The sequence below is a fragment of the Halobacterium sp. BOL4-2 genome, assembly GCF_016917835.2.
GTDB lineage: Archaea > Halobacteriota > Halobacteria > Halobacteriales > Halobacteriaceae > Halobacterium > Halobacterium salinarum.
The window spans coordinates 1,587,592-1,599,991 of the sequence record NZ_CP070332.2 but is presented as its reverse complement, the minus strand read 5'-3'; the positions used below and the strand labels follow the sequence as shown (position 1 = coordinate 1,599,991).

Genomic DNA, 12,400 nt, shown 5'->3' with positions numbered 1-12,400 from the left:
GCTCGCACCTCAAAGAACAATCGGTTGTACAGTCCCGGTTACGACAGCTGCCCGGTGACGGCGTCGCGCACGACCTTCGCCCCGCCGATGACGCCCACTGCGCCCATCACGGCGAGCCACAGCCCGAACACCATGCTGCCGCCGTCGCCGGCCAGCGCCGTGGCGCTCTGTAGCTCCGCGAACAGCCCCCCACCGACCAGCGTCGTGCCCGCGAGCGTCAACAGCGGTGCGGTCACGAGGTCGAACAGCTCCGGCACGGATTCAATCATACACGCCGTGAGGAAGTTGCGCGTTGTATGCCTTCCGTTCGACACGGAAGACTTACGATCGGCCACGCCCCACCCCCGGTATGAGTAACACAGCGAACATCGACTACCCGGACCTCGCGAAGTACGGGACGGCGGCGAGCGCGGCGATGATCTGCGTCGGGGCGGCGGGCACGGTCCTCGGCTCCGGCGTGGTTTCCGGCTGGGAGGCGTCCATGCTGTTCGACCTGGAGATCCTCGGCGTGCTCGGCATCGTCGTCTGCCCGTTCCTGTTCGGCATCCTGCTGCCGCTGATCGAGTAACACCTCGCGTACCCTTAAGAGGCTGCCGCGCGTCCGACCAGCCATGTCCGACGACTGCGTTTTCTGCCAGATCATCGCCGGCGAGATCCCCGCCCGCGTCGTCCACGAGGACGCCGACACGCTGGCGTTCCTCGACGCCACGCCGATGGCGCCCGGCCACACGCTCGTCATCCCGAAAACCCACGCCGCCACGCTCGCGGACACGCCCGGCGACGACGCCACCGCGGTGTTCGAGACGCTGCACGCGCTCGCGCCCACGGTCGAAGCCGCGGTCGATGCCGACGCCACGACGATCGGGTTCAACAACGGCACGGCCGCCGGCCAGGAGGTTCCCCACGTCCACGGCCACATCATCCCGCGGTTCGCCGACGACGACGGCGGCCCGCTGCACGTCGCCGCGGGCACCCGTCCGGACGTCTCCGACGCGGACCTCGACGCCACCGCCGCGGACATCACCGACCGCCTGGCCTGACCCCCGCTGACATTCTTATGCGATGGCGCGGCAGTCCCGGCCGTGTCCGACTCACCAGCCAGGACGGCCGCACTGACCGCAACCGCCGGCGGCGCAGGTGCCACCCGGCTCGCCGTCGCCACGGGGGCTGTCCTCGCACGCACTGGCGCAAACGTCGCGGTTCTCGACGCCGCGTTCGCCACCCAAGGCCTCGCACAGCACGTTCCCGGCCGCATCACGACCGACATCACGCGCGTCATCACCACAGACGCGGCCCCGGCGGCCGCCCGGTACGCCATCGCTCCGGACGCCGACGCCGCCCTCACGGCCTACCCCGCGTTCGCCGCCTTCGAGCGCATCGCCGCCGCGAAAACACCCGCGGCGGCCGCCCGCCTCGGCAGCGTCGTCGACACGCTCGCGGACGCACACGACTACGTGCTCGTCGACACCCCGCCGATCGCCGCCAACCAGGCGGTCGCCGCCGTCACGGCCACCGACGCCGTCGTCGCGGTCGTTCCGCCCGGTGACCGCGGCGTCGACACCCTCCAGCGTGCCCGCGGTCGGCTCGCCGACATCGGCACTGACTGCACCCACGTCGTCGCCAACCGCGCCGCCGACACACCGCGGGCAGCCACACACGCGGTGCCGACTCACGCCACCACCGGCGTCCCCGACACACCAGTCCCGCTTTCGGGCACCGGCGCGTTCACCGCCGCGGTTGCCGCCCTCGCCGACGCCGTCTTCGACACCGCGGTCGCCGCGTCGCTTTCCACCGGGTCGGTCCTAGACGCCGTCCACGCCCGCCTCACCTGATCCCGGCAGCGTCGCCGCCAGCGCGTCCCGTTTTGCCACCATCGCGTCCTGCTGGGGGGACAGTGCGCTCACCACCACGTCCGCAGCGCCGGGCAGGCTGTCGTGGGTCATGATGTACGCGGCCAGCATGCATTCGCGTTCGGTTCCGTCGGCCGCCGCCACCGCATCGACCCGCGTTCGTTGCCCCTCGAGCCACGCCGCCACCGGCTCGCGCTGTCGCTCCGATAGCGGCATCACGTCGTCGAAGCCAAGCAGATGCAGGCATTTCGCCACCGTCGTCGGCGGGACGCCGACGGCGTCGCTCACTGCCTGCTCGCCGGCGCCACTGGCGTGTTGCTTGGCGACGGCCGCCGCCTGCGCCGCCGTACACGGCAGCCGGTCGGCGTACGTCCCCAATCGGTCGGCCAGCGGTGCCCGCGTGTGGTCCACGCTCGCCACCCCGCGTTCCCGCTGCTGTGTGGTTGTCGTCGTGATGCCGTCGGCGATCTCCGCCAATCCCATGCGCCGCGATGGCACCCCTCTCGAACCTAAATGTACGCACTCGCTACCGCCACAGCCCCCGCCGACCCCAGCGAACGTATCGACTATCCACCCGTTCGCGCCCGCCTCGCCCCGTCTCGACGCTCGCTCGCCGGTGCTTACACACTCCTCTGGCCCCTACGCACACACGCAATGCAGCACCCACACCGCTGCCCTGAATGCGACGGCACCATCCGCGAAACCGACACCGAACACGTCTGTGCCGACTGCGGGCTCGTCGTCACGGACGCGCCCATCGACCACGGGCCCGAGTGGCGGACGTTCTCCGACGACCCCGATCACGCACCCGAGCGTACCGGCGCGCCGCTCACCCGCTCCCGCCACGACCGCGGCCTCTCGACCGAGATCGGCTACAGCGCACGGCTCACGGGCCGCAAACGCCGCAAGTTCGCACGGCTCCGCCGTCAACACAAGCGCGCCACGATCCCCTCGAAAGCCGACTACAACCGGATCTACGGGTTCACGGAGATCCGCCGCCTCATCGGCACGTTCGGCATCGGCACCGGGCTCCGCGACCAGGCCTGCACGCTGTTCGCGTCCGCCCAAACGGCGGGCCTGCTCCACGGCCGCACCATCGAGGGGTTCGCGGCCGCCGGCGTCTACGCCACCTGTCGGACCAACGGGGTCACCCGCACCCTCGACGAAATCGCCGCCGCCGCCCGCGCCACCCGCCCCGAGCTCACCACCGCCTACGACGCCATGAACCGTGATCTCGGGCTGCCGACCGGCCCCATCGACCCCCGCGAATACCTCCCACGATACGCCGACGCCCTCTCCCTGCCGGCCCGCATCGAGCGCCAGGCCCGCGAACTCGTCGCCGCACTCGAAACCGACGGCCTGGTCGCCGGCCGAAACCCCAGCGGCGTCGCCGCCGGCTGCCTCTACACCGCCGCAACCGACACCGACCACGCCGTCACGCAGTCGGCCGCCGCGGCCGTCGCCGACGTCACGCCGGTGACGCTGCGCGCGACCTACCAGAACCTCACTGACGCCTAATCAGCCACCACCACGACCGGCGCATCCAGCGCCGCACTCGCCGCCAGCGCGTCCGCGCACACCGCCGCGCTCACAACCAGGGGTGCGCCCGGCGCGGCCAGCCTGGCGATCGCGGCCGCGCCAGCCCACGGCGGCCCGCTGAACCGCCGTGGGGGCTGTGACGGCGGGACGCTCGCCGGCACCGCCAGCGCGTCCATTGCCCGCCGAAACCGGTCACTCCAGCGCGCCACCAACGCGTCCCGGGCGGCCTGCTCCAGGTTCGCCCGCCGGTCTTCGAGGCTGAGCCGGCGGCGGGCGTCCGCCCACGCGGCCTGCGCCCGCCGCAACCGCTCTTTGGCGGCGTGCCACTCCGTCTCCACCGCCGTCAGCGCCCTGGTCACGGCCACCACCGGCTCCCCATCCCCCGGCTGGGTCCGCCCCTGCACCCGTGCCGCACGCTCACGCATGTGACCGACCGCCGCCTCAGCCGCCGCGACCCGCTCCCGCGCCGCCGCCAGATCCACGTCCGGTGTCGACAACCCCGCGAGCTGTCTTGTCACCGCCGCCAGCTCGTCGTCGTGTGTCGTCCGCGCGCCCCGACTCCGCGCCGCCGCCGCCAGTGCCACCCCCACCCGCAGCGTCGTCCCCTCGCACAGCACGCCCACGTGCTCGTGGACCGCGGCCGGCCGCTGTCCGCGCACACGGCCGTCATCCGGGTCGGTGATCGCCGCCACCACCGCCGACGCGGGCACGCCCTCGTTCCGGAGGTCGACGGCGCGCCCGCGCCGCACGCGCTCGCCGAACGCCACCCTCATAGCGGCACGCCACGCAACCCCTCGGGATCCGGATGCTCGGTCCCCGACGCGAACTTCCGATACGGTGTGCTCCGCGACGCCCGGCCCTCGTACGCCTCCGCAGCGGTCCTGATCCGCTCGGGCACCTCCTTGAACTCGTTGAACGGTGCCGTCTGCTTGACGGCCACGTGGCCGCCGTGTCGCGCCCGCAGCCGCAACACCTGCAACGCGCTGAACTCCGTCTCCCGGAACAGCACAGCCCGCCCGAACCGGTCCACGACACACCCCGGATGGGCGTCACAGGTGTTCCACAACTGCCGGCGAGCCGCCCGCGAATACGCCACTGCTAACAACATTACGTTGACATTCCAACGCGCCCCAAAAAAGGCGTTCCGGTTCGAACAACCCCCGGGCCCGGCCGTCGGCTAGATCGAGCGCAAGTGGTCCGTGTTCGGCTGATAGAGCTCCCCGCGTTCCTTGAGCTTCTCGATCTCGTGTTCGGCCTTCCCGGCGTCCATCCCGATCTCCTCGGCACGATCGAGGACCTCCTCGACCGGCGCGCCGTCGTCGAACTCCTCTTCGATCTCCCCGATCAGTGCCTTGATGTTCTTCACACGATCCCGCTGGGTCTTCGACTGCCCGGTCTCGACCACGTCGGCGTCGAACTCGCCTGTTTCGGGGTCCACGCCGATGTCCTGGAGACACGACTGCACGATCCCGATCACGCGATCGGCGTCGCTTTTCTCCACGGAATCCGACAGCCGGAGCCGCGCCGACGCCTCCGCCAACCGCACGATCGCCTCCAGCTGGCGCGCGGTCACCGGCACCGGCGCGTCCTCGTCCGCGCCCTTCGATCGCAGATCCACGTAGAACTCCTCGATGGCCTGGCGCGCGTCCGGGGTCATCGTCGGGAAACACGTCCGCCGAGCGTACGCGATGTACTTCCGCAACAACCCCGGCTCGATCGCCGGCGCAACGTCCTCGGTCTGGCTCTCGATCTCCGCCTCCGAGTAGTTCGCGTTCGCGAGTTCCTCGTTTTGCGTGTTCAACTCCCCGGCGTAGTTGGTCTGCAGGATGTGATCCGCCAGCGCCGCGTCCTCCTCGGGGTCGGGCTGATCGGTCACGGTGAAAATCAGGTCGAACCGCGAGATCAACGCCGGCTCCAGGTCGATCTGCTCGCCGATCGGCTCGTACTGGTCGAACCGCCCGTACTTCGGGTTCGCCGCGCCCAACAGCGAACACCGCGCTTTCAGCGTCGCGTTGATGCCCGCCTTCGAGACGGAGATCTTCTGCTGTTCGAGCGCCTCGTGCATCGCCGACCGGTCGTCGTCGGCCATCTTGTCCAACTCGTCGACGGCCGCCACGCCGTTGTCCGCAAGCACCAGCGCGCCCGCCTCCAAGCTCCACTGCTGGCCGTCACCGAAGTCGTCGCGAACGGCCGCGGCGGTCAACCCCGCCGCACTCGACCCCTTCCCGGAGGTGTACACCGACCGGGGCGCGATGTTCTGCACGTAGGAGATCATCTGGGAGTTGTGCGAGACCACGCCGTCGGTGAGGTAACTGTGGGTCCCCTCGACTTCGAGGTCGTACACCCACTCCTCGTCGGGTTCGACTTCGGTAATCGATTCGATGGCGCTCCACGCGACGGTTTCGGCGTCCCCCACCGGCGCTGGTTGTGCGTCCCGGATGACGCCCCCGTCGGGTGCGACCTGCCCGGAGCCGTCGCCGTCCGGGGCGACCCCGACGAGCTGTCCGACCTCCAGATCCTCGGTTCGGACCGCGTCCGGGCCGTGCGACCCGGCGACGAACAGCGGGTGGCTCGGCGTGACGGTGAGCCGGTGACCGGCCGCCGTCCGCACGCGGTACATCGTCTCGGGGGCTTCGCGCTTCCAGACCTTCGTCGCGCGGCGCTGCACGAGCCTGCCGTCGGCTGCAAGCGACGGGACGGCCACGTCCACATCGTCCCAGACGCCGTCATCGACGGGCCGCGGGTCGTTGAGGTTCGCTTCGACGAGGTCCCGGATCTCGCGCTCGCTGCCGTCGGCGAGCGCCACCGTGGTGTCGCCCCGCACGCACTTCCCGGTTCCCGGGTCACCGATGAGCAGCATGTGGAGGTCGCCCCGAATGCGGGACTTATCGGGGAGGTGTTTGGTGACGCCCGAGAACAACTGCAGCATCATCGCGAGCTTGGCCTCGCGGTGGCCGTAGATCGCCGGCGCCATCGAATCCACCATCTCCTCGTGGATCTCCTCGTGGTCCGAGAGCGCGACGATCTCCTCTTTGTCCGCCTCGGAGATGTTCAACTCGTCGAACTCGGCGTCCTCGATGACGACCGACGACCCCTCCATGTAACGTTCGAACACCGGCGAGTCGGTGGCCTCCTCGCTTTGGTCGAGCCGGAGGACGCCGGTGACGGTGACGTGATCGCCCGGCGTGACGTTGCCGGTGGCGTCGTCCTCGACGTGGACGTCGATGCTCTGTGGCGTCTCCCCGCCGCCCAACCCCTCGGGTGACTCCTGGATGCGCAGCTTCTGGGAGTCCACGAACTCCGACCGATCCGGGTCGAGCTTGAACGGTCCCTGGCGCTCGCAGGACTCACACTGATACGGCTCCTGGAACCCCGCATCCCCCTGTGGCACCTCCGTGTCGGTGCCACAGCGCTGGCAGACGAACACCGCACGCTCGATCTTCGGCATCACGTCGGTGGCCTTCCGCACCATCCCCTGGATCGAAACCATCGTGTTGAGGTGTTCGGCGCGGATCGCCCGGATGTCCGTGTGCTCGGCCAGCCCGTGCACGCGAACGTGTGCCTGCCCGAGGCTCACGTCGACGGGCAGATCGTACACCCGCAACGCCTCCTCGGCGGCTTCCTGGAGCTGGTCGGGATGGCTGATGTAATCGTCGGCCAGGTCCGGATCCATCTGGTAGAGATCCCGCCAGTGCAACTCGAGGGACTTCGATTCGCGGGGATACTGGCGTGCGAGGTTCCCGATCTCGTCGCTGTAGTATCGCCGGTAGAACTCCTCGAACTGGTCAACGAGCTCCTGGTTGGCGGCCTGGGCCATTCTGTCCTTCCAGAATACTGCTCGCTGGCGTAAGAACCTTCGCAAACCACCGCCACACAGGCCGGCCCGCCGTCGCCATCACACACACGCTGCTGTCCGAGAAGCCAACGCTTAGGAGTCTTCAGGACTGTATTGAGTCTGCATGAGGGAGGGTGCGTAGTGCCCGAGACTGTTCTCGGGCTCACGCTGATTGACTCGCTGTACGCGGGACTGTTCGTTCTGGGGGCCGTCCTGACAGCCGCCAGCATCCTGCAGGCAACCCGCATCGAAGACCGCGAGACACGCCACGGACTGATCGCGCTGCTGGCAACCGCCAGCGGCTGGTCGGTCACGCACGTCGTGACGCTGCTGGCACCATCACAGCTGATCGCCAACGTCGCGTACCTCGCGGGCCTCATCCTGGGGTTCTCGACCGTGTGGGCGTGGCTCTACTTCTGCTCGGCGTACACCGGCCGCGTCCTCCACCGGGACACCTGGGTCGTCCGCGGCAGCATCCTCGCGTACCTCTCGGTCGTCGCGGTGAAACTCACCAACCCCTTCCATCACCTCTACTACCGCGCCACCTACCAGCCCGCCAGCTTCCCCGCTGTCGTCGTCGAGCACGGCATCTTCCATTGGGCGGTCACGGGCCTGTCGTACGCGCTGGCCGCCATCGGCATGTTCATGCTGTTCGAGCTGTTCCGCGAAGCCGACTACGGCACCCGGCCGCTGGCGGGACTCGTCGCCGTGATGGCGCTGCCGGCGATCTTAGACGTCTACAGCTTCGCCAGCTCGACGCTCGTCGACCTGATCCACTCGCCGCTCGGCGTCGCCGTGTTCGCCGTCGGCGTCCTGTTCATCCACGAAGACCGGTTCCTGGCGGTGCAACTCACCGGTGACATCGCCGAGCCGGTCGCGTTGCTCGACGAGGACGACCGCGTGCGCGCGGTCAACGACACCGCCCGGTCGCGCTTCCCCACTCTCCGGGACGCCACCGGCGTCCCGCTGTCCACCGCCGCGCCAGCGATCGCCGAGCACGTCGACGGCGACGACGACGTGCTCGCGTTGCGCCACAGCGACGACACCGAATACTACCTCGTCGCCGAATCCACGTTCTCGCTGGGTGCCAGCAACCTCGGCCGCGTCATCGTCTTCACGGAGATCACCGAAACCGAACGCCACCGCCGCGAGGTCGAACGCCACAACGCCCAACTCGAAGGGTTCGCCGCCGGCGTCAACCACGAGCTCCGCAACGCCATCCAGGTCGCGTCCGGCTACACCGCGCAGGCCGCCAGCGCGCTGGAATCCGAGAACGTCACCGACGCCCAGCAATCACTGGCCCGCGTCTCCGACGCCGTCGACCGCATGGCCGACCGCGTCAACGACCTGTCCACGCTCGCCCGCCACGGCCGGACCCTCCGGGACACCACCACCGTCGACGTGGCGGCGGCCGCCCGCGCCGGCTGGCAGACCACCGACACCGGCGACTGCGAGCTCACCGTCACCGGGGACACGACGGTCTCCGCCGACCGCGTGCGCCTCGAAGACCTCTTCGAATCCGCGTTCGCGTTCACCACCGACAACAACGCCACCGCCGTCACCGTCGCCATCCACGACGACGGCTTCTCCATCGCGGACAACGGCGCCACGCCATCGGTCACTGACACCACGCGGTTCTTCGACTACGGCGACGCCGTGCCCACGACCGAAGCCGGGATGCATCTGCCGAACGTCCAGACGCTGGCCCGCGTCCACGGCTGGACGGTCAGCGTCGATCCCGACTACGAGGACGGCGTGCGCCTCGAAATCACGACCGATCCCGCGCCCATCGCGCTCACCGACCCCTAGCGCAACTCGACGTCCTGCTCTTCGATGACGCGGTCGCTCTCGTTGTTCACCGCACGCACGACGAGCGTTGTCTCCCCCGTTCGCCCCACGTCCTTCGGGAGTTCCGCCGTCCCGCCGACCTCGGTGATGGTCGTGTTCCCCAGGGCGTTGCCCGTCGTCACCTCGATGTAGTTGGCCGTGCCCTGATCGGTCCACAGCACGGTCGCCCCGCCGTCCGTCGCCGCGACCTGCACCGTTGCGGTCACCTCCTCGTTGTTCGTGAACGCACCGACGCCGACCGCGGCGGCGATCAGCACCGCAAGCACGAACATCACCGCCACACCAGTGGCTGGGGATGTTGCGCGCTCGTCGGACGGCGCCAGGGCCATATGCATCCTACCTTCGGCCCACGTATGTATATGGCCTTGTTGGCCGTGTGCTATCTTGCCACGTCCCCGACGCGCAACACTCAACCCCCCGGCACCCACACACGACGGTGTGCCCGAGACACTGACCGCGAGTGTCATTCACGCCCTGCCGCCGGAGGAACACGCCGACGCCGACCTGGAGCCGGCGCTCGAATCACTGGCCGCCGACCGCTACATCCTCGTCTGCCGGAAGGGCGGCACCCCGACCCGCATCCAGCGGCTGCTCGCGTTCCTCCGCCGGGACCCCATCGAAGCCATCACTGTCGTCGCCGACGACGCCGTGCCGGAGGACGACGAGTTCACCACGCAGGTCACCGCCACCGAACTCGCCGGCGTCTACGACGCGGTCGGCGACGTGTCATAGCCGCGCCCGCGACACTCGCCTGTTAGAGGAAGAATACGTCCAGACCACCATCAACCCCGGTCGCGAAACGTGAGACGCTGGACACGCTAACAATCACAAACGGACTGCAGCTCATACCTGAACACGTTTCTGGGTATATTTCCGCCATCGATACTGTCAGTTGAGCGCCGCAGGTTCGGCGCGTAGATCTCTCTGATCCAAATTCCGATCAACATCTTCAGTGCTTCCTTTGGCCTACACTAGATATTCTGCCTATTTCATCCAGTTGCCAAAATGATGAACTATTATTGTGATGCACGGTCCAATAGTTACGTGTGCCCTCCACAGGCCGGTAGCACTACCAGAGTGCGGTTTCTGTAACAGTACTCCCGCAATCCACTAGCCACCAACAAGATACCCATATATAACACAACTCCAGAAACGTGCCCACCACCACAATCGCACGAACGCAATGTCGGCAGCATCTTCGCAGAAAGTCCCCGTGGCTTGCTGCCCTGGCGTTCCTCGTCTTGAGTCGAATCGCAACCCGTCCAGATCCGGAGGCCGCTCGAATCATCGGCAACGCGATCTCACTCGTTAACGCCCAGTCTGCAACCACATTTACCGTTCCGTTTGCTGCTGCCGCCCTTGGCTTCCGATCGATTATCGGCGAACGCGAGTCCGGCACCGCCCGCATCCTCCTCAGCACCAGAACCACCCGACCTCGTCTCATCCTGGGAATGGTCCTTGGACGCGGCACCGCACTCCTCGTTCCGATCCTCACGGCCACCGTCCTCGTTGTCGGCCACGACATACTTCGGTACGGACAGTTCTCTCCGCTGTTGTTCCTCGCATTTCTCGCGCTTTCGACAGTGTACGTGTTCGCGTGGACCGGACTAACTATCGGTCTCTCGGCTGTCACGTCATCGACGACCCGCGCAGCCATCCTCGGGACCACCGTAACCCTCGGCTTCGTGCTCTGGAAGGGCCTCACGCTCCCGACCTTGTGGCAGTTCACGACTGGTTTTGTTCCCGGACGCGAGCTCGCACACCCCGAGGCGTTCGAGGTCGCTCGTTGGCTCTCACCCACCCATGCGTTTGTCGTCCTCACAAACTGGCTGTTCGGCGTCCCCATCGGTCCCGATGTTGCCGTCACTGGGGTTGCCGATGCGCTACGCCAATCAGCGGTGTTTGCGCCAACACCGCCCCCGGTTTCTTGGTGGTGGGCGTTGGGGTTCCTGCTAGCGTGGCCGGCGCTTGCGCTCGCGGGCGGTATCACGATATTCCAGCGCGGCGACCTCGCCCCGCGTAGCCGCGCCGGACCATTCCGCCGACTCATCGACGCAGCTTCATTTCTTCCCCAGGCCGGTGGCCGACAGTTCAACCGGCTCCCAGAATGGAGCCGTGCCGCTGATTCACTGCCCGGATCGTGGCAGCCGCTTGCCCGCCGTGAATTTCGCCGGCTCGCTCGCAGCCCGATTGTCTGGCTCGTCGGCGGCCTCGTGTTTGTCGGTGCCTTCCTCAGCCTCCCACAACCCACGCACGTTCAGGACGCACTCGGCTCGCGAGTCCCGCTTGCGGCCCTCCAGACCCCGCTGTATCTCATTGGCGGATTCGGCGTGCTCTTCGGGACGTTCCGGGCTGTGATTCGCGAGCGGGACACGGGTACGATTCGCTCCACTGCCGGAACCGCGATCTCACGCACAGAAACGCTCGTTGGCTTCACGCTCGGCCGTGCAGCCGCATTTGCTGTTCCATTGGTTCTCGCAGCCGCGTTCACCTGCTTCGCTGCGGTTCCACGCTATGGCGTCGTTCCCCTCGATACGCTCGCCGTCTTCCTTGCGTACACACTGTTGTTCCTCGTTGTAATCGCTGCAATCGGCGTCTCGCTGTCGACGATCTTCCGGAGCCAAACGGCCGCTGGATTCGTGATCCTCGCCTACGCCTTCGTTCACATCACGTGGTTCCAGATCTCGAACACGCTCTACGGGGCGCTCTCCGGCACGGCTGTCTCTGGGTTTTCTCCGCCGACCAATCCACTCTACTTGGTCGCTCGCTGGCTCCCACCGCTCCGGCTCCCGTTCGTCGTGACGAACGCGATCATCGGCGTTCCCAACTCCGCAGGCCCCGCGACCAGCGTTCTCGGTGACTTACAGCCGAACGTGTTCTCCAATCTGATTGTCGTACGACTCCAGTACGGCGCTGATGTACCCGTCTGGTACCTCCACCCGTTCGTTGCCCTGATCGCAGTCCTCCTCTGGGCACTCGTCCCCTTTGCGGTCGCTGTCGCGCTCCACCGCCGTCGAAACATCGAGTAGTCCGCCCGGGCGTCAGCCAACTCGGCAAACGCATCCTCGATGTCGCTGAACTCGCCGACGCCTGCCAGCGTCGCATCCACCTCGGCCCTTTCGACCCGAAGCCGAACTTTCACGCCAGCTACGCCACGGCGTTCGGTCGACGGATCTATAGCCGGTTGCCGATCAGTGAACTGGCCAACTCGATTGTAGAGACTTTCTCAACGACATAACTAGAGGGCTATAGTTCGGGTCACGCTCGGGCCGACCGGCGCGCTGGTCGATTTCGGTTTCAAGCCCACGCGGTCGAGAACTGTCCCGGG

Annotated in this window: 13 protein-coding genes; 7 read left to right on the top strand and 6 right to left on the bottom strand. The window is 67.6% G+C overall.

The genetic code is table 11. The features are described from left to right. Nucleotides 1-38 precede the first annotated feature (38 nt). Nucleotides 39-269: a hypothetical protein gene (locus JRZ79_RS21815; protein ID WP_010903624.1), complete on the bottom strand. Its 231-nt coding sequence runs from the start codon at nt 267-269 to the stop codon at nt 39-41. Nucleotides 270-349: 80 nt separating this feature from the next. Here JRZ79_RS21815 and JRZ79_RS21810 point away from each other — a divergent pair, with 80 nt between their 5' ends. The 3 genes from JRZ79_RS21810 to JRZ79_RS21800 are packed head-to-tail and all read left to right on the top strand — an operon-like array spanning nt 350 to nt 1,832. Then, the gene (locus JRZ79_RS21810) at nt 350-568 is read left to right on the top strand and encodes a hypothetical protein (protein WP_010903623.1); all 219 of its coding nucleotides are present in this window, start codon (nt 350-352) and stop codon (nt 566-568) included. A 43-nt stretch (nt 569-611) separates the two neighbouring features. Next, entirely contained in the window at nt 612-1,040 is a 429-nt protein-coding gene (locus tag JRZ79_RS21805) for an HIT family protein (protein WP_205251133.1), read from the top strand. A gap of 42 nt (nt 1,041-1,082) precedes the next feature. Next, nucleotides 1,083-1,832, top strand: a complete 750-nt coding sequence (locus JRZ79_RS21800; protein ID WP_012289457.1) for an AAA family ATPase — start codon at nt 1,083-1,085, stop codon at nt 1,830-1,832. On the opposite strand, the gene JRZ79_RS21795 is transcribed toward JRZ79_RS21800, so the two are convergent. Continuing rightward, a complete protein-coding gene (locus JRZ79_RS21795; protein WP_010903621.1) occupies nt 1,803-2,333 on the bottom strand; it encodes a hypothetical protein in 531 nt (176 codons plus the stop codon). The two genes, JRZ79_RS21800 and JRZ79_RS21795, sit on opposite strands and share 30 nt — an antisense overlap. Before the next feature lie 171 nt (nt 2,334-2,504). Here JRZ79_RS21795 and JRZ79_RS21790 point away from each other — a divergent pair, with 171 nt between their 5' ends. After that, nucleotides 2,505-3,368 carry a transcription initiation factor IIB family protein gene (locus JRZ79_RS21790; RefSeq protein ID WP_205251131.1) on the top strand — a complete coding sequence of 288 codons (864 nt, stop codon included), beginning with the start codon at nt 2,505-2,507 and terminating at the stop codon, nt 3,366-3,368. Here the strand turns inward: JRZ79_RS21790 and JRZ79_RS21785 are convergent. From JRZ79_RS21785 to JRZ79_RS21775, 3 genes are all read right to left on the bottom strand, one after another. Beyond that, the gene (locus JRZ79_RS21785) at nt 3,365-4,162 is read right to left on the bottom strand and encodes a hypothetical protein (protein ID WP_205252191.1); all 798 of its coding nucleotides are present in this window, start codon (nt 4,160-4,162) and stop codon (nt 3,365-3,367) included. The two genes, JRZ79_RS21790 and JRZ79_RS21785, sit on opposite strands and share 4 nt — an antisense overlap. Continuing rightward, entirely contained in the window at nt 4,159-4,497 is a 339-nt protein-coding gene (locus JRZ79_RS21780; protein WP_205251129.1) for a hypothetical protein, read from the bottom strand. The genes JRZ79_RS21785 and JRZ79_RS21780 overlap by 4 nt, the downstream gene beginning before the upstream one ends. A gap of 69 nt (nt 4,498-4,566) precedes the next feature. Then, nucleotides 4,567-7,206 carry an ATP-binding protein gene (locus tag JRZ79_RS21775; RefSeq protein ID WP_205252190.1) on the bottom strand — a complete coding sequence of 880 codons (2,640 nt, stop codon included), beginning with the start codon at nt 7,204-7,206 and terminating at the stop codon, nt 4,567-4,569. Nucleotides 7,207-7,365: 159 nt separating this feature from the next. Here JRZ79_RS21775 and JRZ79_RS21770 point away from each other — a divergent pair, with 159 nt between their 5' ends. Beyond that, complete coding sequence (locus tag JRZ79_RS21770) at nt 7,366-9,033, top strand: histidine kinase N-terminal 7TM domain-containing protein (RefSeq protein ID WP_205252189.1); 1,668 nt, start codon at nt 7,366-7,368, stop codon at nt 9,031-9,033. Here the strand turns inward: JRZ79_RS21770 and JRZ79_RS21765 are convergent. Then, nucleotides 9,030-9,401, bottom strand: a complete 372-nt coding sequence (locus tag JRZ79_RS21765) for a hypothetical protein (RefSeq protein ID WP_148265497.1) — start codon at nt 9,399-9,401, stop codon at nt 9,030-9,032. The two genes, JRZ79_RS21770 and JRZ79_RS21765, sit on opposite strands and share 4 nt — an antisense overlap. A 109-nt stretch (nt 9,402-9,510) precedes the next feature. Between JRZ79_RS21765 and JRZ79_RS21760 the strand changes: the two genes are divergently transcribed. Beyond that, nucleotides 9,511-9,804: a hypothetical protein gene (locus JRZ79_RS21760; protein WP_205251126.1), complete on the top strand. Its 294-nt coding sequence runs from the start codon at nt 9,511-9,513 to the stop codon at nt 9,802-9,804. 422 nt (nt 9,805-10,226) lie between these two features. Continuing rightward, entirely contained in the window at nt 10,227-12,101 is a 1,875-nt protein-coding gene (locus tag JRZ79_RS21755; RefSeq protein ID WP_229373366.1) for an ABC transporter permease subunit, read from the top strand. Nucleotides 12,102-12,400: the final 299 nt, after the last annotated feature.